Annotated in this window: 26 protein-coding genes; 13 read left to right on the top strand and 13 right to left on the bottom strand. The window is 63.8% G+C overall.

The features are described from left to right. Positions 1-100 precede the first annotated feature (100 nt). The 3 genes from F9K20_RS06120 to F9K20_RS06110 all read right to left on the bottom strand — a co-directional run bounded on the left by F9K20_RS06120 (position 101) and on the right by F9K20_RS06110 (position 3,924). Entirely contained in the window at positions 101-1,813 is a 1,713-nt protein-coding gene (locus F9K20_RS06120; protein WP_290998639.1) for a hypothetical protein, read from the bottom strand. A 571-nt stretch (positions 1,814-2,384) separates the two neighbouring features. After that, on the bottom strand, positions 2,385-3,215 hold the full coding sequence (locus F9K20_RS06115) for a hypothetical protein (protein WP_290998636.1): 831 nt from the start codon (positions 3,213-3,215) through the stop codon (positions 2,385-2,387). A gap of 244 nt (positions 3,216-3,459) precedes the next feature. Further along, a complete protein-coding gene (locus F9K20_RS06110; RefSeq protein WP_290998633.1) occupies positions 3,460-3,924 on the bottom strand; it encodes a hypothetical protein in 465 nt (154 codons plus the stop codon). 176 nt (positions 3,925-4,100) lie between these two features. Between F9K20_RS06110 and F9K20_RS06105 the strand changes: the two genes are divergently transcribed. After that, a complete protein-coding gene (locus F9K20_RS06105) occupies positions 4,101-4,817 on the top strand; it encodes a recombinase family protein (RefSeq protein ID WP_290998630.1) in 717 nt (238 codons plus the stop codon). A gap of 227 nt (positions 4,818-5,044) precedes the next feature. Beyond that, on the top strand, positions 5,045-5,272 hold the full coding sequence (locus tag F9K20_RS06100; protein ID WP_290998628.1) for a hypothetical protein: 228 nt from the start codon (positions 5,045-5,047) through the stop codon (positions 5,270-5,272). Positions 5,273-5,328: 56 nt separating this feature from the next. Here the strand turns inward: F9K20_RS06100 and F9K20_RS06095 are convergent, their stop codons facing one another. The 3 genes from F9K20_RS06095 to F9K20_RS06085 form a co-directional block, all read right to left on the bottom strand. Beyond that, positions 5,329-5,742, bottom strand: a complete 414-nt coding sequence (locus tag F9K20_RS06095) for a hypothetical protein (protein ID WP_290998625.1) — start codon at positions 5,740-5,742, stop codon at positions 5,329-5,331. A gap of 43 nt (positions 5,743-5,785) precedes the next feature. Next, on the bottom strand, positions 5,786-6,352 hold the full coding sequence (locus F9K20_RS06090) for a hypothetical protein (protein WP_290998623.1): 567 nt from the start codon (positions 6,350-6,352) through the stop codon (positions 5,786-5,788). Positions 6,353-6,595: 243 nt separating this feature from the next. Beyond that, entirely contained in the window at positions 6,596-7,288 is a 693-nt protein-coding gene (locus F9K20_RS06085; RefSeq protein ID WP_290998620.1) for a hypothetical protein, read from the bottom strand. Between the two features lie 490 nt (positions 7,289-7,778). On the opposite strand from F9K20_RS06085, the gene F9K20_RS06080 reads away from it, so the two are divergent. Then, positions 7,779-7,943, top strand: a complete 165-nt coding sequence (locus F9K20_RS06080) for a hypothetical protein (RefSeq protein WP_290998616.1) — start codon at positions 7,779-7,781, stop codon at positions 7,941-7,943. 189 nt (positions 7,944-8,132) lie between these two features. On the opposite strand, the gene F9K20_RS06075 is transcribed toward F9K20_RS06080, so the two are convergent. Continuing rightward, positions 8,133-8,561 (bottom strand): hypothetical protein, encoded by a 429-nt coding sequence (locus F9K20_RS06075; protein WP_290998614.1) that lies wholly within the window; start codon positions 8,559-8,561, stop codon positions 8,133-8,135. Between the two features lie 261 nt (positions 8,562-8,822). Between F9K20_RS06075 and F9K20_RS06070 the strand changes: the two genes are divergently transcribed. The 5 genes from F9K20_RS06070 (at position 8,823) to F9K20_RS06050 (ending at position 15,039) form a co-directional block, all read left to right on the top strand. After that, complete coding sequence (locus tag F9K20_RS06070) at positions 8,823-9,443, top strand: ribonuclease H-like domain-containing protein (RefSeq protein WP_290998611.1); 621 nt, start codon at positions 8,823-8,825, stop codon at positions 9,441-9,443. 142 nt (positions 9,444-9,585) lie between these two features. After that, on the top strand, positions 9,586-11,565 hold the full coding sequence (gene lptC / locus F9K20_RS06065) for an LPS export ABC transporter periplasmic protein LptC (protein WP_290998608.1): 1,980 nt from the start codon (positions 9,586-9,588) through the stop codon (positions 11,563-11,565). A 54-nt stretch (positions 11,566-11,619) separates the two neighbouring features. Further along, the gene (lptB, locus tag F9K20_RS06060) at positions 11,620-12,516 is read left to right on the top strand and encodes an LPS export ABC transporter ATP-binding protein (RefSeq protein ID WP_290998605.1); all 897 of its coding nucleotides are present in this window, start codon (positions 11,620-11,622) and stop codon (positions 12,514-12,516) included. A gap of 35 nt (positions 12,517-12,551) precedes the next feature. Beyond that, the gene (gene rpoN, locus F9K20_RS06055; RefSeq protein WP_290998603.1) at positions 12,552-14,087 is read left to right on the top strand and encodes an RNA polymerase factor sigma-54; all 1,536 of its coding nucleotides are present in this window, start codon (positions 12,552-12,554) and stop codon (positions 14,085-14,087) included. A gap of 487 nt (positions 14,088-14,574) precedes the next feature. Next, positions 14,575-15,039: a PTS sugar transporter subunit IIA gene (locus F9K20_RS06050; protein WP_290998601.1), complete on the top strand. Its 465-nt coding sequence runs from the start codon at positions 14,575-14,577 to the stop codon at positions 15,037-15,039. 9 nt (positions 15,040-15,048) lie between these two features. On the opposite strand, the gene F9K20_RS06045 is transcribed toward F9K20_RS06050, so the two are convergent. Further along, positions 15,049-15,873: an undecaprenyl-diphosphate phosphatase gene (locus F9K20_RS06045; RefSeq protein WP_290998598.1), complete on the bottom strand. Its 825-nt coding sequence runs from the start codon at positions 15,871-15,873 to the stop codon at positions 15,049-15,051. 173 nt (positions 15,874-16,046) lie between these two features. Between F9K20_RS06045 and F9K20_RS06040 the strand changes: the two genes are divergently transcribed. The 4 genes from F9K20_RS06040 to F9K20_RS06025 all read left to right on the top strand — a co-directional run bounded on the left by F9K20_RS06040 (position 16,047) and on the right by F9K20_RS06025 (position 20,414). After that, a complete protein-coding gene (locus F9K20_RS06040) occupies positions 16,047-16,748 on the top strand; it encodes a glutathione S-transferase family protein (protein ID WP_290998595.1) in 702 nt (233 codons plus the stop codon). Positions 16,749-16,758: 10 nt separating this feature from the next. Beyond that, on the top strand, positions 16,759-17,883 hold the full coding sequence (gene queG / locus F9K20_RS06035) for a tRNA epoxyqueuosine(34) reductase QueG (protein WP_290998592.1): 1,125 nt from the start codon (positions 16,759-16,761) through the stop codon (positions 17,881-17,883). Continuing rightward, positions 17,880-18,755, top strand: coding sequence for an SDR family oxidoreductase (locus F9K20_RS06030; protein WP_290998589.1), 876 nt, complete (start codon positions 17,880-17,882; stop codon positions 18,753-18,755). Before queG ends, F9K20_RS06030 begins: the two co-directional genes overlap by 4 nt. A 138-nt stretch (positions 18,756-18,893) precedes the next feature. Next, the gene (locus F9K20_RS06025) at positions 18,894-20,414 is read left to right on the top strand and encodes a hypothetical protein (protein WP_290998586.1); all 1,521 of its coding nucleotides are present in this window, start codon (positions 18,894-18,896) and stop codon (positions 20,412-20,414) included. Here F9K20_RS06025 and F9K20_RS06020 read toward each other — a convergent pair. The 4 genes from F9K20_RS06020 to F9K20_RS06005 all read right to left on the bottom strand — a co-directional run bounded on the left by F9K20_RS06020 (position 20,393) and on the right by F9K20_RS06005 (position 23,793). Further along, on the bottom strand, positions 20,393-21,775 hold the full coding sequence (locus F9K20_RS06020; RefSeq protein WP_290998584.1) for a YiiX/YebB-like N1pC/P60 family cysteine hydrolase: 1,383 nt from the start codon (positions 21,773-21,775) through the stop codon (positions 20,393-20,395). The genes F9K20_RS06025 and F9K20_RS06020 overlap by 22 nt on opposite strands. A gap of 69 nt (positions 21,776-21,844) precedes the next feature. Then, on the bottom strand, positions 21,845-22,426 hold the full coding sequence (locus F9K20_RS06015; protein ID WP_290998581.1) for an HPF/RaiA family ribosome-associated protein: 582 nt from the start codon (positions 22,424-22,426) through the stop codon (positions 21,845-21,847). Between the two features lie 206 nt (positions 22,427-22,632). Next, positions 22,633-22,917 carry a hypothetical protein gene (locus tag F9K20_RS06010; protein WP_290998578.1) on the bottom strand — a complete coding sequence of 95 codons (285 nt, stop codon included), beginning with the start codon at positions 22,915-22,917 and terminating at the stop codon, positions 22,633-22,635. A gap of 66 nt (positions 22,918-22,983) precedes the next feature. Further along, on the bottom strand, positions 22,984-23,793 hold the full coding sequence (locus tag F9K20_RS06005; protein ID WP_290998575.1) for an alpha/beta hydrolase: 810 nt from the start codon (positions 23,791-23,793) through the stop codon (positions 22,984-22,986). Between the two features lie 34 nt (positions 23,794-23,827). On the opposite strand from F9K20_RS06005, the gene F9K20_RS06000 reads away from it, so the two are divergent. Continuing rightward, the gene (locus F9K20_RS06000) at positions 23,828-25,018 is read left to right on the top strand and encodes a glycosyltransferase family 4 protein (RefSeq protein ID WP_290998572.1); all 1,191 of its coding nucleotides are present in this window, start codon (positions 23,828-23,830) and stop codon (positions 25,016-25,018) included. A gap of 6 nt (positions 25,019-25,024) precedes the next feature. Here the strand turns inward: F9K20_RS06000 and speE are convergent, their stop codons facing one another. Continuing rightward, positions 25,025-25,960, bottom strand: a complete 936-nt coding sequence (gene speE / locus F9K20_RS05995; protein ID WP_290998570.1) for a polyamine aminopropyltransferase — start codon at positions 25,958-25,960, stop codon at positions 25,025-25,027. Between the last annotated feature and the right edge of the window lie 12 nt (positions 25,961-25,972).

The following is a 25,972-nucleotide window of genomic DNA, read 5'->3' as shown; positions in this document are numbered from 1 at the left end:
GAGCTACACAAGTGGTTCGCTGGCGCAGGCGTCTTCCATGACATGCTGGCCCAGGGGCGCTGCATATCGTGTCTCAGGCGGCGCACCGCGCTTCCCCGAGTCACCGCTGGCCCAAAGACAGCCCTGCGCTGATTGAAGCAACGGCCGCCATTTCGTCGACATAGCCACTCTTGCGTACAACGCCATCCCAGAGTGCATTCAGGACAAGAGAAGGGGCAGACGAAACAGGATTGCCATGCATGAGAGAGCGTTTGAGATCCCCGAGCGCCTGCTGGTGCTCTTCCGCGGTGTAAGGCGAAGCGGCGTTGCCAAGTACCCACTGAAAAAAATCAGGCGCCTGTATCGTCTCACGATCATGGAAATAGACAGACGTGAAGTGTGGATGGAGCCCCCGCCACTTCAAGAAGCTAAGTGACAACAGCATTCGCTCGCTGAGTGGTGGATACCCGCGCCGCCATCCTTCGCGGGACCCGCCAGACACATCGTCGTATCCACCCGGGGACATAAAGCGCGCGAGGGCGTAGAGGTAAGCCGGACCCGCAATCGCGCACGAAAGCAGATCAGAGCGGATAACCGACAATGCCCGGCAAAAGACCCCTAGCGATTTACGCATCGCGAGACTGTCAAAGTCGGGCCTTTCCCATTGAGGGTCAATGCGCTTGATCGCGTTCCTGAAGAAGTCGGTGTCTGGCGTCTCGATCAGAACCATCAACTCTTTCTCTGTCATCTCGAGATTCTTGATATGGCTCACCAGATGTGCGGTGACAGGCGCGGCGCCAAGTCGCATCCGGTGAACACGAGAGATACTCAACGGAATCAGCCTGCCTTTGGCCGTTTGATCGCGACGGAGCCATCCAAATGCTCCCAAATACATCGCGTATCCATTTTCAAAGAACGGGAACAGCCGCGGGTTGGATAAGCCGATTCTTCCGGCCATTTCGCCCACGAAGGCCTTGATGCACTTAAGTATGAGCGATGATCCGTGATCGCGGTAATCCCCCCGTCTGGGATCGTAGTCGTCAAGCGCAACCAGCAATTGGGCACTTTGCTCGGCATATTGCGTGCTGACAGTCTCACCGTGAGCCAATGCCGCCAGGAGAACGTCCTGCGACAGACCCTCCTCCGTAATTTCCCTTATCCGTTGGACATTATCGGCTAGTTCAACCCGCGCTTCCGCAATCTCCTGCGGCGGAGGCTCGTTGAGCACTGCTTCCCACTTAGAAGCAAGGTCGATCAGGATTCGATCCACCGCTGGCGCCGTCTGATTGGACAGCTCCGATACCCGGCTTGCGATCGGGTCGTATGGCTGCGATACCCGCTGCGGCGGCGGCGCCGCGTCGTATGATGCCGTGCAGGCGAGCCTTGCGACCGCGTTGCCGGCTCCACCGACCGCAGGATCGTGGAATAAGCCCGTGGGGCTGGCCGACAGGGTCCACAGGAAGTTCCTGTTGAGGTCCAGCAGCGCAAATACATCATTCTGATCCAGGACTGCTTGTAGCAGCCCCGGCGACAATGCCGAGACGTCCATGCGGTCAAGAAAGATGTTCGAGCGCGGCGGCGTTGGAAGCTTGGCAACTGAAGGTGCGATCAGGGATACACCGGGCGTGAGGAAGTGAAGGTCATCCAGCAGCCGCGTCACGCTTTCCGTATGCGTGTCGCCTGTAAGCACAACCAGGAGGGCGTTGGTGGCTTCGTAGAGGGTAGCGGTGCGCTCGCTTCTCTCGATCGCCAACGCAATTGGCTGCCGGGAGCTAGAGCCCGAAGCGTAAAACAGGCCGAAATATTGCGGATGATAACGAATGAGCGGACTCATGAGCCTGGGTATCACATTGAGAAAGTGCTTGAGAGGTTCTCAGTGCAAGGTCGGTCCTGACCGCCTTCGACGAGGACGGCGCCCAGCTTCGATCTTCGACAGCGGACGATATTGGCAGGACTCCTCTGTGGACCAGGGGAAAATGCTTTCGACCATACCCGGCAACGTTGACGTGATGAGCTGCAAGCCGCTCGGCCTTGGGCCGGTCACAGTCTCATCCGGCAACGCCTCCACCTTCGACAACCAACGCATCACGAGTCGCATCGCTGGGAGGCGGAGCGACCGAGGCGCTCGTAAAGATTATTGGGCGGTGGTCGGCGCTTCGAGACCGGCGCCGCATAGCTTCCGCTGCTCAACCCGAGACAGCACTCGCCGGAGAACTTCCGCGCTATCCGCGGTTGCGCGCGACAGTTCCTCACGAATGTCGGCTGCCACTGATTCGAGGGCGAAGTTCACGCAGACGGCAGTAATTTGGGCATGATCAGAGATAGTCCGTGCGGCCATCGCGCGCCTCCTATCCGAATAAGAAGAGCGCCTATCTGATTTGCTGAGTCGGCAAAAGGCCCAGCCCTTACACCTGCGGGGTCACAATGAGCTTTTCTCCACTGCCATTCGCTTGGTTCGGCTGTGCCGGCACTGCAATCTCGGGAGGGCGATCCTCAACGTCCGCTTCTTCCAGCTTCGCAAATGGCACAAGCTCGGCATCGAGTTGCTGGTCGAGGGTTCTCAGACCGCCAATCACCTCATCAGGCACTTTCCGATTTCGGGGCCTGTACTTGTTGAAAGTGTCGTTCAGGAAGCGCGACGCATCGGCTGAGGCAGCGGAGACAAATTTTTGCCCCTGGAGCTTATTGATTATCCGCTCGTAATTTGTACGCGGCAGGCGATCATAGGCGATCCTAGTCCGGCCATCCGTGATCCGGTGCTCAATGACGTATTCGAGCCGTTGGGTGTTGCGCCGCCAGAGGTCGCGCAGGGCAAGCCAGTTGGGGTCTTCATCGGCCGGGCGAGGCGGTACGAAGCCTTGTGCGATCTCCGGGGTCAAGCCCAAGGCGGCCACCCCGTCCAGACCGTCGGTCCTCGTGCTTATGGACTCGACCTGTAACTCGGCGGCCTGCATCCTTACCGCCTCAACTTTCTCGTCCATCAGTGAAACCCGCTCGGAGAGAGCCCGCATCACAGGTTCAAGCTCGCGAAGGTCTCGGACGACGCCCCGCATATCCCATATCGGGCTTCTCGCATCTTGGAACTCGCGAATAATCTTTCGGATCATACCGAGCCGCATCAGGCAGCCGAGGACGGCAACTATCGCGAGGAAGTAGAGGAGAAGTTCGAAGAGGGAACGAATCTCGGCCCACGGCCACACTCGAACCCACAGCAAATATTCTTTGACCAAGTCCATTGGCTCCCCCCGAACGCAACACTGTCGGACCCAACGGGTTCAATATGCAGATAGCGGAGTAAAGCCGCTCGGCAGGTCTATGACAAGGGCGTTCGGATAGTTGGGGTCACAAGTCCGAGCGCCTTTAATGAAGCAGCTCGCGCGCGCGAACCCCCCGTGCCCGTTCGCGGCCCCGCGTCGGCCGCTGCGGATAACCCGTTGGCGGCAGAGGGCGGGACGCTAGGGGGAGACGCGAATGGCTTTCCTAGACGCGGTAAAGGGCGCCCAGCTTCGCACAAGCGAGTGTTAGGGCTGTCGTCGTACCGACTGGCGAATACATCCCGTCGCCATTGGAATAGTAGCAGGCGTAGCGCACCTTGTTGCGGCCGAAGATCCCTCGCCCTGCGGCCGATTTCACGATCAGCAACTCCACCCCGAGATCGCCTGAACACACGGGCAGGAAGCCACTCGAAACAAGCCCTGTCATCTGCGCCATGCGTGTGCCTCTATCGGCGGAGGCATGGTGCGCATCGAGCGGCCCCATGGCGACGTTACGTCCTTGCCGCCGCCAATGCTCAACGATCTCTCTGGCCGTCCTCACATCGGCGCTGGAGTACGGGAGACGAGAGAGAACCCTTCCGATCTCGTCCAGGGTCGATTGGGTGCCCCTAAATTCCCGTTCGGCGGCGCGGAAATACGCATCCGCCAGTTCCCGATCTAATGCGTCCATTCTCAAACCTCGCTTCGATGAATGCCGGCGAGTCTATCCGGCATTCGGCATGGCGTGCGCCCGGTAAGGCCCCTCTCCACTGCCGAAAGCGATGCCGCACTTGCAAAGCCGGGCGATCCAGTGTATCTTTTTCTCAGGAATAGGATACGTTATTCTGCTGCGGGGGCCGTAAACACATGGCAAAGCACGGGGAGAAGACCAAGGCACTGGCGTACATGCGGACCAGTTCAGCGACCAACGCGGGGCTAGGTCGGGACAGCGAGCGGCGGCAGCGGCAGGCCATCGAGAGCTTCGCCAAGGCCGCGGGATATTCGATCGAAGAGTGGTTCTATGACGCGGCGGTCAGCGGCGCGGATGACATCAACGACCGTGAAGGCTTCGCCGCCATGCTCAAGCGGATCGCCTCTAATGGCGTCCGTGTCATCATCGTCGAGACCGCCAATCGCTTCGCTCGCGACCTCATGGTGCAGGAGACCGGCCACGCGATGTTGCGCAAGCTTGGCATTGAACTTGTCGCAGCGGACAGCCCAGACGCCTTCGTCCACGACACGCCAACGGCTGTGATGGTGCGTCAGATCCTGGGCGCGGTCGCCCAATTCGAGAAGGCGGCCCTCGTGGCCAAGCTAAAGGGTGCGCGCGATCGGAAGCGGGCTCGCGGTGAACGCGTTGAAGGCCGTAAGCCGGCCCACGAGACCTATCCGCTAGCCGTCACCGCCGCGAAGGCCTTGAGGCGCGCAAGCCCAAAGACGGGCGAGCGGATGAGCTATCGCTCTATTGCCGCCAAGCTCGCCGCCGAGGGCACCGTTACCAAGGGGGGAAAGCCGTTCACGGCAATGGCAATCAAGAGGATGGTCGAGGGGCCAGCACCTAAGGCCAAGACCGAGGTGAGGTAACGCAACTCGACAAGAGACGAGATACAGAGGGCGGTCCTTGTGGCCGCCTTTCGTCTTTCATGGGGAGGCCGCGCGTGTCCGCATGTCCGTCTCTCAGCCATCTATCTTGTTTTGTCAGCACAGAGTGAGGTTGGCGCGCTTACTGAGGATTGTCATTATTGCGCCCTTCTCGGCCCGCCGAATCACGACCACGTTGGTGGCTAGCCAACAGGCCAGATGGAGCATCCATGTCCGACGACATTCGCATATTGCAGGCGCAGCTCCAGTGCATTCACCAGCAGACCGCCATCGTCCACCAGATGTGGGCCGAGGTGATAGCGAGCGCCCAAAAGATCCTGCCGAAGAACGAGCTTCCTTCTCATCCCATGATGGCAGTGTCCGACTTCCTTCAGGAAGTGGGGGAGCTTCGCGTGGCGCTCGCAAAACAGACAAGCCCGAAGGGCGATGCAGCTTAGAATGGAGCCGATCCATGGAACCAGCGTCCCCCGCAGAGAGCTTAGCGATGAAGGTGCTACTCGGGCACATCCTCGCGGAGCTTGCGCTTCTCAGACGTGCGTCTGATACGTCTCCTGAACAATGGCTCTTCGATTTGCAAACCAGGGTAGTCGCAGACCTCGGCAATGCTTCTGTAGCGCCGTTGACTGGGACCGAGGCAGCGCGCCTCTCGGCCGATGCCCATCGGATCACGGAGCGGTTTTTCGCCCGAACCCGCTACCTTGCCGCCGCTAGGCTGGATGAAGAGCTGGCGGGCGATTGGCCCATCGAGCGCCGCTGGATTGTGCCTGACGATCACCCTTTTTGCGTCCTCCGTTAGGGGAACGTCGTCGCAATCGGCTTCCGCGACCGCCACTCGTGCCAACCACGTCGGTTCATCGTCGACGGAGGGTAGTTCGAACAAATCCGCGTCCGTTTGATAGATCGTCATGTGACGACTCTATCGGCGGTCACGTGGGTGAAACTGCGGGCGTCTAGTCTTGGTACTCTTGCTCCGCATCGCTGGACACTGTGAACCGCTTGGTGGTTGTGGTGCGAACACGGCAGAATCCGGTCTCGCGCACTATGTGGTTGTCATCCCTGTACCGTATCGCCCCCACGACGCATGTTTCAATGTCTTCGGCGGCATCTGCGAACATCTCAGCCTCACCGTATGGAAGCTGTGCTCGCACCGCGTGGACATAACGCTCGCCGCTCTTCAGCACTATAGGCTCGATGGGTTTCGGGGCAGCGGAAATGCCGGGCAGCCAATCACCGTTTGGTCGGCGGCGTGCTAGATCAGCACCGAGTTCTACTATTGTCGCCGGGCTGGAGCCGACGTTAGCAAACGTGATGAACGCGTGCTGATGCTTATCTTCCAGAAACGGCCCCTGGACGAACCTCACGATGACGCGGGGGCGGTGCGTTGCGATGAACTGCTGTCGGGTTAATCGAAGTGACGCGCGGGTAAGCCATCCCTGGGAGATCGTTGCTACGGCCAAGACAATGGTGAACGCAGCAATCACTCCTGTAGAGATTGCAGTTAGCCAGTCTGGGGACATTTGACGGCCTCAGGGTGCAGGAGTTGGGAGTGCGACACCTCTTAGAAGCGGAGCACCCCGTGCTGCAACACATCTCTTCCAACAGACAGTCATGAGCACTCAGGATCAGCATGTGCCCGTTTATGCCTGGACCGGGACGCGGACTTGAAACTGCGGAAACTTCGCCAGCTCTCTAGCCATCGCTTCGAGCTCCACCCTGCCATACCTCCGGGCCTCCGGGCGACGTTTGTCCCCGGGCGGGCTTTATCGGACGCTCGCAACACTCGGTTTGGCGTACTCTAAGAAGGCAGAAAGAATGCCCCGCGTGAGGCTGAGCATTTCCCACCGCACTCGTCCCTCTGCGGGCTTTGTACTTGCCCAATTTCCGTGGCGGACCGGAGCTGCATACGTTGTGATGCGCTCATCAATGGCTTTGCGATCCGTATGCAGGGCCGTGTGCATCTCTTCCCAACTCCCGAATGCCGACTTTATCGCCTCGACCGCCCTGTAACAGTAGCTTGCGCAATCTTCCGCTTCCGCGAGCGCGCGCGAGTAATCTCTAAGCGCTAGGCGAAAGAAGATGTTGTCAGCGGCGAGTAGAACCGCGCGGGTAAAAACTTCTGTCTGGGCCCCGAAGCCAAGACCGTTCCGTTCGTCGTCTGTCGGTTGCACACCGAATACGTACGCCGTTCCGTGCTCATCGAAGAGCTGAACAATCTCAGCGCTGTAGCCGCAGCCATTCGAGAACCCGAGCGCGCTTACAAACATCGTTGCATAATGCTGAGCGACAAGGCGGGCGCCTTCGCTCCCCATGTCAGGCAAGTCCAGCACAACAGAAAGTTGGGAGGACTCACATCCAATTGACAACAAGCCGCCATCGCCGAACGATCCGCCCACTTTGTCGAAGCGAATGTCAGCTCGCTCGGGGTGGACGCGACCAGATGCGATAAATTTCATCTTCGAACCCCTCAAGCGGTTGCTACGGCCTTCAGGGGCTAGGCCGATTCGCGGCGGGCGTGGGACATTTAACACGCGTTGAGGGTTCCGGTCGCTATGCAGGGGTGGGAGGACTGGTGACGGCCGCCTGGTCCTTCGTCACGCAACTAAGGGAACAATTTATGTTTTCAGATGCGATACAGAGTGCTGCTGCATTGGTTGGACTTCTGATTGCCATTAAGGACGCACTTCGCGCCAACCGAAACCCGTACGACGCGGGACGAATAATCGGCGTTCTTCGTCTGATCTACTTCCAACCAAACGGCATCAAGTCACTGCTCAACGAGATCGCAGCGGGAGGTGAGCCATCTCGCGAGCGCATCCAAGAGGCGCTATCCAGCTTTAATGACAGGGAGTGGGATGTGAGGGATGCGCTTCGGGAACTGGACTTCCACACATTGATGACCCGACTATACCGATCGAGGATGCGCGCACGCTCGACTTCATACGCATGGGGAAGATTTCGCTGCGCAAAGACATTCAAGATGAGGTCAACCGCTACGGACAGAGGGGCCAGCGGCCCGACCTTGATGCGGTCAAAGCTCTGCTTGACGGAATAGAGAAGTTGAACGTGCAGATAGAGGAAATCGACAAGCTACTTGTTCGGGGCCGCTGACCCTTGGGGTACCGAGGTCTTGGCCGCCCCGTGCGGCTTGCGCGCTTGCCACCGGGCCACAGGACCGGTACACATGATCAGCGAAGCGGCCCGAAATCCCTTTAGAGATCAATCGCTAGCTCGACGATTCGGCTGTCCTCTCCTGGGCACCATCGTTGTGGCGGCGTGGCAGCCCGCCCCGGATAAGTCTCACTTATCGCAGCGATGAACGTACTCCCGCGGCGAGTTCGATTTGAACACCGCCGTGCTGGAGTTCCAATCCCCGACCTCGAGCATGTCCTTGTGCACGACGCGCTGCGCCGTCAAGCAGTTGGTCTTGCAGTCCGTGCCGTCTTTGTTTTTCAGGATCTGCGCGAGGATGATCCGCTGTCCGCGCACATCGCCGACGATGTCGATTAGGCGCTCGGTGAATGAATCCTCGGGCGTGCCATCGATCCGTCGGCTAAGCAGGAAGTTGCGGTTGCGCGGAATGTTTTCCGACTTGGCGTCGGTCTGGGTGTTGCACCAGTACCCCCCCAGGAACAATGCATCGAGCTCTTGCGCGCCTGCCGCATCGATCCGCCCGAATAACAGCGCTGCAACGATCGCGATCGTCCTGATGCTCTTGGTGCTGGCCACGGCCGGAGTTCCCTGACAGTTCGCCTCGATTGCTAGCAAGGGAAGGCAGGCCGGAGCTAGAATCGCCCGGCCGATTGGTTATTGCCGCGCTTAGCCTACACCCGCAAGCGTCTCAATCGGCGCGTTGGTGCATGTGCATGCTTCCGACACCGCCCTTGCCCTGGCGCCCCGGAATTCGATAGGTGAACTGCAGTTAATGCCTTCGGGCGTATACTGGCCGGCTGCCCCATCGCAGCCCAGCAATGCAAGGGCCCTACAACGATGGCCAAGTCCTCCATCACGCTGCACAAGAACGACCTGCCGGCCGGACTTACGTTCGGCCCAAGTGTCGCCGTCGACACCGAGACGCTGGGTCTCAACGTCAATCGCGACCGCCTGTGCCTCGTGCAGCTTTCCGCCGGCGACGGCAGCGCCCACCTCGTGCAGTTCGACGGCAGCGACTATTCGGCCCCGCACCTCAAGGCATTGCTCGCCGATACTTCCGTGCTGAAGATCTTTCACTACGCACGTTTCGACGTCGCCGTGCTGGAGAAGTATCTCGGCGTCGTCACGACGCCGATCTACTGCACGAAAATCGCCTCCAAGCTGGTGCGCACCTATACCGACCGCCACGGCCTCAAGGATCTCGTCGGCGAGCTGGTCGGGGTCGAACTGTCGAAGCAGCAGCAGAGCTCCGATTGGGCCTCGCGCGAGCTCACCCAGCAGCAGCTCGCCTACGCCGCCTCCGACGTACTGCACTTGCACGCGGTGAAGGCCAAGCTCGACGCCATGCTGGCCCGTGACGGCCGGCAGGCCTTCGCCGAAGCCGCGTTCGGCTTCCTTACAACGCGCGCCAAGCTCGACCTCGCCGGCTTCGGCGAGGACGACATTTTTTCCCATTGAGGGTTAGCGGCGGGCTTTGCCAACCGCCGTTCAACCTAAACCCATGCGCCAATCGGGTGACGCCACGGCTTTGCTTGCCCACAAGTCCCAATATAACCCCATTTGACGGCGATTTACGGTCCGGGCAGCTTCGATCGAGCGCATGGCAACGACGACCCATTTCGCCTCCGGCGAGACATGGACGGGCAGCGATCCCTTCGCCGGCACGACCGCCGCCGACAGGGCGCGCAATTTTGCCCGTGCGCGGCGTCATACGCGCCTCGTGCGCGCCCTGCGCTGGTCGCTCCCCGGTGCCGGGGTCGGCATCGTCGTCCTCTACTTCGTGATGATCCTCGATACCACGGGCTGGGTCGCCGGTCTGCCGCACCTCGAAGTGCCGCGCATCATCCCCGATAACCTCACCATGGATAACCCCAGCTACGAGGGGTTCAACAAGGACGGCGGAAAGTACGTCGTGCGTGCGAAAACCGCCGTGCAGGATCTCGTCAATACGCAGTTCGTGCGCCTCAACGGCATTACCGGCGACATGACGGACGCCAACAAGTCGAAGACGCATCTCACCGCGGCGCACGGGGAGTTCAACACCAAGACCAATCAGCTCGATCTGTCAGGCGGCATCGACATCGTCGCCGACAGCGGGCTGAAGGCGAAGCTGTCGCGGGCCACCATCCTCACCAACGACAACGTCATCTTCTCCAAGGAGCCGGTCGTCGTCGACATGCCTTCGGGCACGATCCGATCCAACGAGATGCGCCTGCTCAACAAGAGCCGCGAAATCGCCTTCATCGACGACGTGAAGGCGCACCTCGTCCCGGAAAAGGGCGAGGCGGCAGGGACACCGACGACCGGTGCCACCAAGCCGGCGGCGCCGCTGATCGGCGGCGGCGAAGGTCCCATCGATATCACCGCCAACCGGCTCGACATCGACGATACGGGCAAGACGGCGACATTCACCGGCAACGTCAAGGCGCAGCAGGCCGACGCCGCCCTGGAGACCGCCGCCCTCGAGGTGCGCTATGAGGGCGGCGAAACGGGTGCCACCGGCGCGGCGGCGACACCGGGCGCCGGCGCCAAGATACAACGCATCGTGTCGAAATCCCCCGTCGTCATGACGCGCGCGCCGCAGGACCGCGTCACCGGTTCCGGCCTCGACTACGACGCCGTCAACCAGGTTGCCGTGGTCAGCGGAAATGTCGAGATGACATCGGGACCGGAGCGCCACGCCAGCGCCGACAAGGTGACCGTCGATCAGCGCGCCGACACCATTCTGTTGACTGGCAGCGTTGTCGCCACCCAGGGGCGCAATGAGCTGAAAGGCGAGCGTCTCTACGTCGAGCGCGCCACGGGCCGCACGCAGCTGTCCTCCCCCGCCGCCCCAGGCGATGATCCGGGCCGCATCTTCACGCGCTTCTATCGCGGAGAAGCGGGCGCGCCGCAAACCGCCACGGAGAAAGTGAAGCAGCTCGCCGATGCGGCGACCGGTGCAGCAGCCGGCGCCGCAACCATGTTCAAAACGGATCCGACGGCGCCTATCGACGTCGAGGCGGGGCACCTCGACGTCGACGATCGCAGCAAGCAGGCCGTTTTCCGCAGCGACGTGCGCGCCGTGCAGGGCGACTTCATCGTGCGCACCTCGGAGCTGCGCGCCTACTACACGGGTGCGGCGGGGCTCGCCGAGCAGGGCAATCCCGCCGACAAGAAGACCCCGGCGCAAGTCACCCGCATCGAGGCGCGCGGCAAGGTGATCGTCACCTCCTCCAAGAACGGGCAGAACGCCACCGGCGACTGGGCCGATTACGACGTCAAGAAGAATCAGGTGCTGCTCGGGGGCGACGTGATCCTGACCCAGGGAAAGAACGTGGTGCGCGGAACCAAGCTGACGATCGACATGCTGACCGGCGAAAGCGTCATCGATAGCGACGGGAGCGGAGCGTGGGCGGCCACGGCCGCCCCGGATGCCAAGAATGGCGGTGGCTTTACCATGCGGCCCGGTACAGCAGGCCGCCCCAGCGCAATTTTTTACCCTCGCGACAAGAAAGCGGCCGAAAAGAAGCCTTCTGCCGGTGCTAGCGATGGGGCCGGTTCGGACGGGGGCTGGGCGCCCGCGAACCCCTCCCGCTGAGGCTGATCGCGGCCATTACGCCGATTGACAGGGCTTCCGATCGGCGCACCATGCTTGCGGGCCGTCGGCAGCGCCCTTTTCGAGGTTCGCGACACTGTGCTGAAAATCCTGTCCTTCGGCTCCAAGCGCGCGCAGCCCGAGCCCTACGGTGAGTGGGGCGGCGAGGGCTATGCCTACGGCGAGCAGCCTGTCCTCAACGGCGCATCGGAGCAGCTCGGCGGCGAGGGGTGGCTCACCGTCCACCACATTCAGAAGAGCTACAAGAAGCGACTGGTCGTGCGCGGCGTCAGCCTCGCCGTGGGACGCGGTGAATCGGTCGGGCTCTTGGGCCCCAACGGCGCCGGCAAGACGACCGTGTTCTACATGATCACCGGGCTGGTCCCCGCCGACAAAGGCAACATCACCATCGACGGCATGGAGGTGACGCGGCTGCCCATGTACCGGCGCGCTCGGCTCGGCATCGGCTACCTGCCGCAGGAAGCGTCCATCTTCCGCGGTCTGACGGTCGAGAAGAACATCATGGCCGTGCTGGAGATCGTCGAGCCCTCGGCCAAGAAGCGGCGCGAGAAGCTCGACAGCTTACTCGAGGAATTCCGCATCACGCATCTGCGCAAGTCCCCGTCGATCGCGCTTTCCGGCGGCGAGCGCCGTCGCTGCGAGATCGCCCGTGCCCTGGCTTCTGGGCCTTCGTTCATGCTGCTTGACGAGCCGTTCGCCGGCATCGATCCGATCGCCGTCAGCGACATTCAGGAGTTGGTGCGGCACTTGACCGATCGCGGCATCGGCGTACTCATCACGGATCATAACGTCCGCGAAACGCTTAGCCTGATAGATCGGGCCTACATCATCTACGACGGTCAAGTTCTGACACAAGGTAAGCCTGAGGAAATCATAGCCAATGACGACGTGCGGCGAGTGTACCTCGGAGACATGTTCGTTAATGCGCGCTGATTAGTCAGCGGTAGCCGAGACACCTGGACGAGCGCATGGCGCTTTCGACAAAGCTGGAGCTGAGACAAGGCCAGCAGTTGGTGATGACCCCCCAACTGCAGCAGGCTATTCGTCTGCTTCAGCTGTCGAATATCGAGCTGGCGCAGTACGTCGAGAGCGAGCTCGAGCGCAATCCACTGCTCGAGGCCGACGACGGCAGCGAAGCGCCGGTGCGGTCCGAGAACGACCAGGCGGAGTTCGGCAAGGCGGAGGAGGCGGCTCCCGCGGGCGATGGCGACTGGGTCGACCTCGACAAGCCTGTGGCCGATCCCGAGGGAACATTCGATACCGAGTACGAGAACGTCTATCCCGACAGCGCGCCATCGGACCAGATGCACGGCGCCGATGCCGGATCGGGCTGGGCATCGCTGCGGCAACGCGGAGCGGGCACGACCGACGACGTCAACATCGAAGCGTTTCTGGCCAACGACGTGTCGCTACGCGAGCACCTGAGCGCGCAGGTCCCGCTGGTCCTCAAGGAGCCGGCCGAACGGCTGATCGGCCAGTATCTCGTCGATATGGTCGACGAGGCGGGCTACCTGCCGGCCGATCTCGACGTCATCGCCGAAAAGCTCGGGGCGCCGCAGTCGCTCGTCGAGAAGGTGCTGGCGAGCCTGCAGACGCTCGACCCGCCGGGCGTCTTCGCGCGCTCGCTGGCCGAATGCCTGGCGCTGCAGCTGAAAGAGCAGAACCGCTACGATCCGATCGTCAGTCGCTTCCTGGAAAACCTGCACCTGCTCGCCGGGCATAACTTTCCGGCGCTGCGCAAGGCTGTCGGCGTCGAGATGGACGAGCTCCTGGAGATCGTCGCCGAGATCAAGAAGCTCAATCCGAAACCAGGCCTGAAGTTCGGATCCGTGCAGTTGCAGCCCGTCGTCCCCGACGTTCTGGTGCGCGCCGCGCCCGACGGTACCTGGATCATCGAGCTCAACAGCGAGACGCTGCCCCGCGTGCTGGTCAACCGTACCTACCTTGCCACCGTCTCGCAGGCGACCGGCTCGGCAGCCGACCGCAACTATCTCCTCGAGTGCCTGCAGACCGCCAACTGGCTGGTGAAGAGCCTCGACCAGCGGGCCCGCACCATCCTGCGCGTGGCCGAGGAGATCGTACGCCAGCAGGATGGCTTCTTCACGCACGGCGTGCAATACCTGCGACCGCTCAATCTGCGAACCGTTGCCGACGCCATCTCGATGCACGAGTCGACCGTGTCGCGCGTCACCTCCAACAAGTACATGGCGACGCCGCGCGGCATCTTCGAGATGAAGTATTTCTTCACCTCGGCCATCGCCTCCGCCGACGACGAGGGCGAGTCGCACTCCTCCGAGGCGGTGCGCCATCGCATCAAGCAGATGATCGACGGGGAGACGCCGGCGAGTGTCCTGTCCGATGACAAGATCGTCGAGAAGCTGAAGAGCGACGGCATCGACATCGCGCGCCGCACCGTTGCCAAGTACCGTGAGGCGATGCGCATCCCCTCTTCGGTGCAGCGTCGGCGGGACAAGCGGCTGATCGAGCGGGTCGGGCCGACCTGAGCCTTGGCCGACAGACTTGTATGGCTCGCGGGACTGCTCTATAGCCTCGGTCCGCGGTGCCGGCCGCGCCTAGGAAAGGCAGCCAGTCCGCTATTCTTCACAGCGCACATAGGGCATGGCCCCGTTCTTGCACCGCAATCCCCGGGGCCGCATCTTGGGCAGGCTTCGAGCTGGAGCACATTTTCGGGAAAGAGCATAAGGCTGGCGCCCGCGGGCCAGGAAAACACCTGTGAACCGAGGGCTTAGCCGAACGTTTGAGGGAAGCCGACTGCTATATTCCTGTGCAGCTGACCTTGCGAGCGCCATCTTTTTGGTTTCTCAACGGGGTCGCTGCATCTAGCGAGGGGACAGCGCGGCGGCCGGCAGCAGAGGGTACGTGCGGGGGCACGAGCGTAAAGGTAGAATTGTAAGAGTCGCCGGCCGTTATCTGCAGCCCACGGGGGAGGCAGCGCCGGCGCTCCGCAACAGGCTGGAACGGGATTTGACGATGGATCTCTGTGACCTGCTGGCTTCCGATGGCATCATTGCTTCCCTCAAGGCGACGAGCAAGAAGCACGCCCTGCAGGAACTGGCGACGATCGCCGCGTCGAGGACGGGTCTCGATCAGCGCGAGATTTTCAATACGCTGCTGCAGCGCGAGCGCCTCGGCTCGACCGGCCTCGGGCGCGGCATCGCGATTCCGCATGTGAAGCTCGCCGGCATGCGCAATATCCTGTGCCTGTTCGCGCGCCTCGACGAGCCCATCGATTATGAGTCGAACGACAACGAGCCGGTCGATCTGCTCTTCCTGCTACTCGCCCCCGAGCACGCCAGCGGCGATCACCTGAAGGCGCTGGCCAGCATCTCACGCGTGGTGCGCGAGCCGTCGGTGATGGATGCGCTGCGCAACGCGCCCGACGTAGCCGCGCTGCGGCTCGCGCTGACGCGACCGGTGCCTTCGCACGCCGCTTAGCACGCAGAATCAGGGGGCCGCTGGGCAGCCCGTCGTTTGCCCGAGCACGAGCATGGCCCCCAGCGCCAGGCCGCCGATGATGATGCGCCACCAGCCGAACAGCGCGAAGCCGTGGCGGCTCACGTAGTCGAGCAAGTAGCGCACCACGAACACCGCGGCGATGAAGGCGGTGGCGAAGCCCAGCGCGATGTTGGCGATGTCGCCCGCGTGCAGGATCGACCAGTTCTTGTAGAGGTCGTAGGCGAAGGCGCCCGCCATGGTCGGCATGGCAAGGAAGAAGGAGAATTCCGCCGCCGAGCGCTTGTCGGTCCCCAGCAGCATGGCGCCGACGATGGTGGCGCCGGAGCGCGATACGCCCGGGATCATGGCAAAGCACTGAAGCACGCCGATCTTGAAGGCGAGCGAGGGCGGAAAGTCCATGGCGTTCGTGTAGTGCACGGCAAGCTGCATACGGTCGACCAGCAAGAGCACGACACCGCCGACGATCAGCATGATGGCGATCAGCATCGGCGTCTCGAACAGCACACCCTTGATGAAGCTGTGTCCCAGCACGCCGATGACCGCCGCCGGAAGGAAGGCGAGCAGCACGCTCAATACGAAGCGTCTGGCGCGTGGATCGTACGGCATCGCCACGGCGATGCGCGTCAGCTTGACCGCGTAGACGCTGAGGATGGCGAGGATGGCGCCGAGCTGGATCAGCACCTCGAACGTCTTGCCCGGCGTGCAAATGCCGAGGAAGTGCTCGGTGAGCAGGAGATGGCCGGTCGATGATACGGGAAGAAACTCCGTCACGCCCTCGATGAGGCCAAGCAGGATCACTTCCCAGATCGGCATTGATGGCCCCGTACCGTGTGCGCTGAATTTTTCTGTGCGGCGGCGAGGATTAGCAGGATTTGCGTGGACGCGGTGCCACTTCCGCGCCACACGAGGCGATTGTCTTATGCGCCGCGGGGCCTTACCAGCGGGACCGCAGGCCGCAATCAAAGACAACGACGCCACACCGAGCAATGCACACACTGACGCACTTCCGCCTCTGTCCCTTCTCGCGCGCCATTCGTCTGGCGCTGGCCGAGCTCGACATCGAGGTCGAGCTCGTCGAAGAGCGGCCGTGGGAATGGCGCCCGGAGTTTCTCGCCCTCAACCCTGCCGGCGAGCTTCCGGTGCTGCAGATCGAGGGCGGCCCGGCGCTGTGCGGCGTCTATGCCGTTTCCGAATACCTGGCCGAGGAAACGCCGCAGGAGACCGACGAAGGCGAAGCCGAGGTCTTCCCACTGTTTCCCGGGCATCGCCCTCAGCGGGCCGAGGTCCGGCGACTGGTCGACTGGTTCAACGGCAAGTTCAACCGCGAGGTGACGCACGAGCTACTGCAGGAAAGGGTTTACGCCCGCCTGCGGCCAGGAGCGCCGGGCACGCCGGACGTCGACTTCCTGCGCGCCATCCGCGCCAACCTGCGCTACCATATGAGCTATATAAGCTATCTGGCCGACCATCGGCGCTGGCTGGCGGGCGAGGATCTGTCGTTCGCCGATCTCGCCGCCGCCGCGCACCTGTCGTCGGTCGATTATCTGGGCGAAGTGCCATGGGAGGAGTTTGCCGTCGCCAAGGTCTGGTATGCGCGCCTCAAGTCGCGGCGAGCATTCCGTACGATATTGGCCGACCGCGTGCCCGGTGCGCTCCCCGCCGCGCACTACGCCGACCTCGATTTCTGACGGCTCTACCGTGACGACGGCGCTCAAGGACACGCTGCTGCGCGAGGCTGCCGCACTCGGCTTCGATGCCGTGCGGGTGACGACGCCCAACGCGGCGAGCGCCGCAGGCGAGCGCCTCGCTACGTTCCTGCAAGCCGGCCGGCACGGCGACATGGCGTGGATGGCGACCAATGCCGAGCGGCGCCAGAGCCCGTCGCGGCTGTGGCCGGAGGTGCGCTCGATCGTCATGCTCGGCATGAGCTACGCGCCGCAGGCGGACCCGCTCGACGCCCTCGAGCATGCTTCGCGCGGCGCCATCTCCGTCTATGCGCAGGGGAAGGACTACCACGACATCCTGAAGGGCAAGCTCAAGCGGATTGCATCGCATCTGGCCGCAACGGGCGGCGCCGATGTCAAAGTCTTCGTCGACACCGCGCCGGTGATGGAGAAGCCGCTCGCCGCCGCCGCGGGGCTCGGCTGGCAGGGCAAGAACACCATGCTCGTGTCGCGCGAGTATGGCTCCTGGCTGTTTCTCGGCGCCATCTTCACCACCGCCGAGCTGCCCCCCGATCCGCCGGATGAGGATCACTGTGGCAGCTGCCGACGCTGCCTCGACGTATGCCCGACGGCGGCCTTCCCGGCCCCCTACCAGCTCGACGCTCGCCGCTGCCTTGCCTACCTGTCGATCGAGCACAAAGGGCACATCCCGGTCGAGTTCCGCCGCGCCATGGGCAACCGCGTGTTCGGCTGCGACGACTGCCTCGCCGTGTGCCCGTGGAACAAGTTCGCCGTCACGGCACGCGAAGCACGCTTCCACGCCCGCGCCGAGACCGACAACCCGCCGCTCGCCGAGTTGCTGCAGCTCGATGATGCCGCCTTCCGCGTGCGCTTCGCCGGCACGCCGGTGAAGCGCACGGGCCGCGATCGCTTCCTGCGCAACGTGCTCATCGCCGCCGGCAACTCCGGCGACACCGGCTTGTTGCCGCGCATCGAGGCGTTGCTTGGTGATCATTCCCCGCTCGTACGCGCCATGGCCGTATGGGCGATGCGACAGCTTACCGACGACGGCATCGGCGAGGGCGTGCGCCACCGGCATCTAGCGCGCGAAGGCGACAGCGCCGTACGCGCCGAATGGCAGGCGCCTGCCGCACCATGAACCGCCTCTTCTGCTTCGGTCTCGGCTACAGCGCATCGTTCATCGCGCGTGGGCTCGCGGATGAGGGCTGGAGCGTGGCCGGTACGGCACGCACCCGCGAGGGCGCCGATGCGATCGCCGCACAAAGCTATGACGCAATCGTCTTCGATGGCACGCAGCCATGTCCGGAAGTCCAGCGCGCGCTCGCCCGCGCAACGCACGTCCTAGTCTCCATACCACCGGACGCCGGCGGCGATCCGGTGCTGCGCCACTACGCGGATGATCTAGAGCGGTCAAAGGCGCTGAGTTGGATCGGCTACCTGTCAACCGTCGGGGTCTACGGCGACAGCCAGGGTGCCTGGATCGACGAGACGGCGCCGGCCGACGCCACGTCGGTGCGCGGCCAGCGCCGCATCGCGGCCGAGCAGGCATGGCTGGCGCTGGCGGAGCGACGCGGCGTGCGCGCGCAGGTCTTCCGCCTCGCCGGCATCTACGGCCCCGGCCGCAGTGCCATCGACCGCCTGCGTGAAGGAACGGCGCACCGCATCGTCAAGCCGGGCCACGTGTTCAACCGCATCCACGTCGACGACATCGCGCAAGCCGTATGCGCCGGCATTGCCGGGCGAGGCGGCGAGCAGATCTACAACGTCGCCGACGACGAGCCGGCGCCGCCGCAGGACGTCATCGTCTATGCCGCCCAGCTGTTGCACATGCCGCCGCCGCCGGCGGTCCCGTTCGAGGACGCGGAGCTGACCCCCATGGCGGCGAGCTTCTATGCCGCCAACAAGCGCATCAGCAATGCGCGCCTGCGGCAAGAGCTTGGTGTCGCTCTGAAATTCCCAACCTACCGGGAAGGTCTGCGCGCCATCTTGGCGCACGCGTCGCAGGACTGAACGATCCACAGCCGGTGGCACCTCACCACCGCCGTTCAGCCGCCGTTCAAGCGGCCCTCGCTTTATAGGCGAAATCCGGTCGTGCTTTTGCCGCGGCCGCCGGGAGCCCCCGCTCCCCATTATTGTGGCGAGGATGTCATGCGGTCAGCAGCGAGTGGCCTCAGTCGCGGCGCAGTGTGCGCCGTGGCGTTGATGGGCTGGATGTATAGCCTCCAGACGGCCGCCGCCAACGAGGACGCAGCGCACGCGCTGGCGGAGAAATTCTCCCGCGCCGCCGAGGAAGGCGAGCGCGCCGCGGAGGCCAAGAAGGCCGAGGCACGCGTCAAGGCCGAGGCCGAGGCCAAGAAGCGAGCCGAAGCGGCAAAGCGCAAAGCCGCCGAGCAGCGCGCCGCCGACGAGGCAGAGATGTTGCGCAGTGCTCAGGAAGAAGCGGAAGCACGCCGGCGCGAGCAGTTGGCTCGCGAACAGCAGCAGCGCATCGAGGACGAGCGGCGCGCCGCGCGCGCCGAGGCGCAGCGCCTCGCCGAAGAGGCGCAGAAGCAGCGCGCCGAGATGGAACGCCAGGCCGAGGAGCAGCGTCGCGCCGAAGCAGCGCGTCTCACCCGCGAGGTCGAGGAGCAGCGGCTGGCCGAGGAGAAGCGCCTCGCCGATGAGCGCCGTATCGCCGCCGAGAAGGCGGAGGCAGAGCGCAAGGCCGAGGAAGCGCGCCGCGTCGAGGCCCGGCGCCGGGCCGAAGAGGCGCGCGTCGCCGAGGAAAGGCGCAAGGCGGAAGAAGCCCGCATCGCCGAGGTGAAACGCCAGGCGGAGGAAGCCGAAGCCAAGCGCAAGGCCGAGGAGGCGCGCGTTGCCGAGCTCAAGCGACAGGCCGAGGAGGCCGAGGCCAAACGCCGGGCCGAGGAGGCGCGGCTCGCCGAGCAGCAGCGGATGGAAGAAGCGCGGTTGGCCCAGCAGCGTGCCGCGCTCGAGAGGCAGCGCGAGGAGGAAGCCCGGCGCATCGCCGAGAGGTTCAGGCTTGCCCGCGAGGCGCGCGAGCGCAGCAAGGAGACGCGCAACAGCCTCGGCGGTCCCATGGCCGAGCAGGCGCTGCCGTCGCCCTTCATCGACGAGCCGGTCACGGCGCCGGCGACCTATCCGCAGCGCGTCACGGTGCTCGTCATCATGCAGCCGCGCCGACACGGTTTTGCCGGTAAGCGCCTGACCGCCAATCCAGTGCTGTGCGTCGGCCAAAGTTGCTACGTCAGCAATGGGCCCACATCGCCGGCCACCATTATGCGGCGCGCGCAGGCGCTCGGCCCCGGCAATACGCTGGGTCGTAACGCCGGCGTCTGCCGCCACCAGACGACATGCGTGTTCCGCGGCATCACGCTGCCCTCGCCGATGACGACGATGCAGCCGGTCGACATGGGATTCTTGCGCCATGATCGGCGCGAGGTCCGCACCATCGAGCCGGACCGCTCATGCGACGTGAGTGCCGGTGAGCTCTCCTGCTCGGCGCCCGTCGTATCGACGCGATACCGTGCGTGGATCGTGCCGGAGGCGGTAGCCGACGCGGCCGGCGCGCGGGTGCTCGAGCGCGCGCTCGATGACGGCCTGCCCGCGGCCCGCTCCGCTTCCTACGGCGGCTGGGACCCGTCCGTTCACGCCTTGCCGACGAGGTAGCCGATCTCGCCGTTCGCGGCCTGCCGCTTGGCCTCGAGGAAATCGTTGACCTCGCGCGCGTGCAGCGGGCGCCCGGTCCGGTCGATGCTGCGACGCTCCAGCGCCTGCAGCTCGGCGAGCAGCGGCTCGGCCGTCTTGTGCAACATGGCGACCGCCTGGATGGTCGAGCGCCGCATGTTGGGCGGCACCTTCGGCACCACATCGGCAATGAGGTTCTTGGCGCGCGTCGACAGTTGCCCAGATAGCCGGCCGAAGAATCCGATCAGCTTGATCGGCAGGTCCTCGCGAAAATGGTAATGGTACTGCTCCATCCACAGGAACAGCCGATCCATCAGTAAGTCCTGCAGGCGCAGGCGCGAGGTCACGCGGTAGTCCTGCCACTCGGCGACGAGGTCGAACGTCGGCTCGAGCTCGATATCGGCCGGCGCGAACGTCTCTCGCGCCGTAACGCCGATGCGATCCACGAAGTCGCGGTTCTTCATGTCGAAGCGAGTGGTGAACGTCGGCAGGAGAAACTGTTGGTTGCTGGCCAGCCCGTAGGCCTTGCGCACCAGCTTGGAGCAGAACAACTCCTTGTCGCCGCCGAGCTCCATGGTGAAGTCGTACCAGATGTGGCTACCGGGCTTCTCATGCGAGCGGCTGACCACGTCGTGGATGAGGGCGGCGGCACGTGCGGCGAGCTGCTTGTCGCGGTGGCGGAACAGAACGCAGCGTCCGAGGCCGTGCTCGAGCGTCGCGGCGAGCGGATTGATGACCGAGCCTTCCTCGATCAGCGCCTCCACCACCCAATGTTTGCCGTTCTCGTCGGTGTGCACGATGGCGAGATGGCTGAACTGGCTGTCGACGTCGCCGATGCGCGCGATGGCCGCGCTGTTGTGATGCATGCCGCGCATCAAGAGGAGATCGCCGGAGCGGAAGTCGAGGTCGCTGCCGGTATCGAAGGCCGGGTTGACGAACGTATTGATGTCGCGCCCGCTGAACCCGCGCAGCGTCTTCTCCTCCGGGCCGAGCTGCGCGTAGCGAATGTTGAGCTCGCCCAGCATGTCGGTTGCGTAGCGGGCGATGCGCAGCGCGTTGCGCACGGCGCGCTGCCCGGCGAGCGTCAGGAATCCGCGCGCGTGCCAGTCGGAGATTTGATCGCGCAAGCGCAGCCGCAGCGCGAAAATCGAGCGGGCGATCTCAGGCGCCGAGCGCAGCAGGCTCTGCATATCGTAGCGATCGAGGCTGACATTGAACGTCGCCTCGTAGAGCGCACTGAGATTGGTGGCCAGCTCCTTAGCGGTCGTAGCCGGCCGCGCCACAATCTCCTCGACGGCCGCGAGGTCGTCCTCCAGCCGTCGGCGGGGCGTGGTATGCAGCATCCGGTCCCTCCCCTTTCCTTGCTCCTCCCTAGCATGCCGGGCAAAGACGACGGATGCATGTTGGCAACATCATGAAGGGCTACGACCGGCGCCCATCAGCTTGACCGAGCTCGCCTGCGGTCCCATCGGACCCTCGGTCGTGGCTCGCGTTACGTGCACGATCGAGCCAACCTTGATGCTCTCGAACGACCCGTTGCCTACGACGTCGCTCGAGAAGTAGAGGTCCGGGGAGTCCTTGACCTCGATGAAGCCGTAGTTCTGCTCGCGGAACAGGCGTACCACCACGCCGGTGTCACCGGCCGAACCGTGCTGCTTCACCTCGCCCTTGCGGATGGCGGTGATCTGCTCGAGCTGGCGTTCGACCGCCTCGAAAACGCGGTTAACGATCGCCGAGCTGTCGCCCTTCAGCTCGCGTCGCTCCTGCTGGCCCTTGGCGATTACCGGGCTGCGTCCAGGGACGTCGATCTCCACCGCAATCCCAAGAGGTGGCTTGGCGCCTTCGGGGCTGCGATGCGGGACCTCGACGACGACGCGCGCGCCCGTGATGTTCGGATGGAAGCGCTGCAGCCGTTCCACCCGGTCGCGGACCAACGTTTCCAAGGAAGCCGAGCTTTCCACGTTCTTGAATGCGATCTGCAGGGGTCTTTCCATCGTTCTCTCCGGTTTCGTGTCGTCACGTGGCAGTTGGTAGATGAAAGCGTCCGCGCATGGTCGCCCTATGGCGTACGCGTGTTCATTGACGCCGCGCAAGCTGCTGCAAATGTGGCGGAACTTGTGATTTGAGACGATCGCTAGGTTGGCAACGCATCACACCTCCAGAGGTTCACGCAGTGCGACGGACGCCGCACCGCGCGGGGTTACTGGTCCATGTTGTTCAGGTTGTTGTTGAGCGTGTCCGAGTTGGCATCGACGTCGGTGGGGTCAAACGGCGTCGGGTCGTTCTCGATACCAGGCTCGGATGGCTTGGCATTGGGATCTGCCCAGCGCGGGCGATAGCCCATCTCCTTCTCGACGGGCAGGGCGGCCGGCCCCTCCACCTCTATGCTGGTCCCGTCATCGGAGGCTGCGCCCGCTGCAGCGGCCAATGGAAATAGGGGTACCGAGAACGCGACGCCAAGGACAAGAAGTCCCGCTTGCTTCATGGCGGAGCTCGCTATTCTACAAACGCGAGTGACAGCTTTCCACGGACCGAGGCGGCTGTCGATGCCTCAATTGCCCGGCGCATAACGGGCCGCCAGCTCGTCGATTTTTGTGAAAAGCAACGACAAGTCCTGGGGGCGCGAAAGACGGTGTTCGCCGTCCGGAACCTCGATAAACTCTGCCCAGCCACCTTGCAGCAGCTGCAGCAAGGCGCGCGCGTGCCCGATGGGCACGGAGGTATCGAGTCGCCCCTGAAGGATGATGACCGGTCGCCCGGGGTCGAACGGTTTCTTGGCCATGAGATGACTGCGACCCTCCTCGATGAGGGCGCGCGTGATGGCATAGGGCTCGCCGTATTCGGACGGCTGACGAAAGACACCGGTGTCCTCGAGCTCACGCCGCGCGCTGAGGTTGAACTGCTTCCACATCAGCTCCTCGGTCATGTCCCAGGCTGGCGCGATGAGGATGAGCCCAAGGATGCGGGCGGCGTCGTTTGGTGCCACCTGCATCAGTCGGCGCAGGAGCAGCAGCGCGATATAGCCGCCCATGCTGGAGCCGACGACGATCTGCCCCCCCTCGGTGAGGCGACGGAACACCGCCTCCGCCTCCTCCAGCCACGCACCGATGGTGCCATCCTCGAACTTGCCGCTCGATACGCCGTGGCCGGAATAGTCGAAGCGGGTACAGCCGTAGCCGTTGGCGCAGGCAAAGCCGGCGAGCTCGGTCGCCTTGGTGCTCGCCATGTCCGATTTGTAGCCCGATAGCCAGAATAGGCCGACACTGCCGGGCGGCGGCGGGTCGACCCGATAGGCAATGCGCCGCGGCGGGGCCGTTTCGCCTGGACCCAAGTCGAGGAATTGCGGTTCGCTCTCACTCAATCTAAACAACCTTTTCGCCGCCGGAGGATAGCTTGTGGCCGAGAAGCGCCCGACCATACTGCAGATCATCCCCGAGCTCGATACCGGCGGAGCGGAGCTTTCCACCATCGAGATTGCCGATGCGGTGCACACGGCCGGCGGCCACTGCATCGTTTTGACCGAGGGTGGTCGCCTCGTGCAGCGCCTGCGCGATACCGGCGCCGAGGTGCAGTTCTTTCCGGCCGCGGCAAAGAGTCCGTTTCGCCTTTTGTGGAACGCCCATCGCATCGCCAACGTCGTGCGCCGCACTGGCGTCGATCTCATTCACGCGCGCAGCCGCGCCCCGGCTTGGAGCGCGCTCATCGCCGCGCGCCGCACCGGCGTGCCGTTCGTCACCACCTACCATGGCGCCTATTCGGAGAAATCCGACCTCAAGCGACTCTACAACAGCGTCATGGCGCGCGGCGATGCGGTCATCGCCAACTCGCATTACACCTCCGACCTCATTCGGATGCGCTACGGAACGCCCCGCGCCAAGCTGCACGTCATCTATCGCGGCGTCGATGGAAGGCTGTTCGATCCCGCCAACGTAGCGCCCGAGCGCGTCGCTGCCGTGCGCCGCCGCTGGGGGATAGAGCCAAATAGGCGCGTGGTGCTGCACGCCGCGCGACTGACACCGTGGAAAGGCCAGAAGGTCGTCATCGCGGCGGCGGCGCTGCTGGCGCAGCGGGACGTTCTCGACGACACGGTGTTCATCCTCGCTGGCGATGCGCAGCGGCGCAGCGCCTACAAAGCAGGATTGGCACAACAGATTCGCTCGGCCGGGCTGGATGAGCACGTGCGCATCGTCGGGCACGAGGACGACATGGCAGCAGCCTTCCGTGCCTCGCACGTGGCTGTCGTCGCCTCGATCGAGCCGGAAGCCTTCGGCCGGGCTGCCACCGAGGCGCAAGTCATGGCGACGCCGGTCATCGCCACCGACATCGGCGCCCCGCCAGAGACCGTGCTCGGCCGTCCCGGCGTTTCCGCGGACCGTGCGACCGGCTGGCTGGTGCCGCCCGAGGATCCCCAGCGCCTCGCCGATGCCATCGCCGAGGCGCTGGCTATGGCGCCCGACGAGCACGCCCGCATGGGGACCCGCGCACGCGGGCACGTACTCAAGGCGTTCTCGCTCAAGCAGATGAAGCAGCAGACGCTGCAGGTTTACGACAGCCTGCTCGGGACGCACCTGGCCGAGCCCACCTGACACCGCCTATTGCCGCGTCTTCTTGTTCTTGTTGTTCTTGCCGCGCCCGTTGTTCTTGGCCGCAGCGCGATCGGTGCACCCATCGATGATCGCCTGCTCGACGACGGTCTCGGCGTAACGCGGCAGCGCGAACGCGGCGTCGTGGACCGCCGGCGTCCAGTACTTAGTCGTGATGCCGCGCCTCTCCTGGCGCTTGGCCAGCTTCTTCTCGCCGATGTCGAGGTGCTCGTCCTCATCGGAGGCCCAGTTGAGCGCAAACGGCCCTCCGAAATAGCAGGGCTGGGTGCAGAAGTAGGGCGCCACGTTTTCGAACAGGGACGCGAAGGCGCGCGTCGTGTCGCGCAGATGGTCGGGGAACAGGAACGGCAGGCCGTTCTGCGTGACGAGGATGCCGCCTTCCTTCAGCGCATGCTTGCACGCGGCGAAGAATTCCGGCGTGTGCAGCACCGCCGAGGGGCCGATCGGCTCGGATGAATCGACGATGATGGCATCGAAGCGCTCATCCGTTTCGGCGACGAACTTGCGCCCGTCGGCAATAACGACGACGGTGCGCTCGTCGTCGAACGTGCTGCCGGGAATCTCGGGATAATACTTCAGCGCCGTATCGATCACCTCGCGGTCGATCTCGCACAGCATCGCCTTCTCGATGGTGGGATGCTTCAACACCTCGCGCATGACGCCGCCGTCGCCGCCGCCAATCACCAGCACGCGCTTGGGCTTGTCGAGCGCCATCAGCGGCACGTGCGCCATCATCTCGTGATAGATGAACTCGTCCGACGTCGTGAGCTGGCAGACGCCATCGAGCATCAGCACCGTGCCCCACGTCCGGTTCTTGAAGATCACCAGGTGCTGGTGCTCCGTCTTCACCTCGTGCAGCACCTCGTCTGCGGCCAGGCGCACGCGCCAATGGGGGTGAAACGTCTCCTCGACCCAGCGATCCATGGTGCCTCCTCC

The sequence above is a fragment of the Hyphomicrobium sp. genome, assembly GCF_009026145.1.
GTDB lineage: Bacteria > Pseudomonadota > Alphaproteobacteria > Rhizobiales > Hyphomicrobiaceae > Hyphomicrobium_A.
This window is presented reverse-complemented; position numbering and strand designations above follow the sequence as displayed.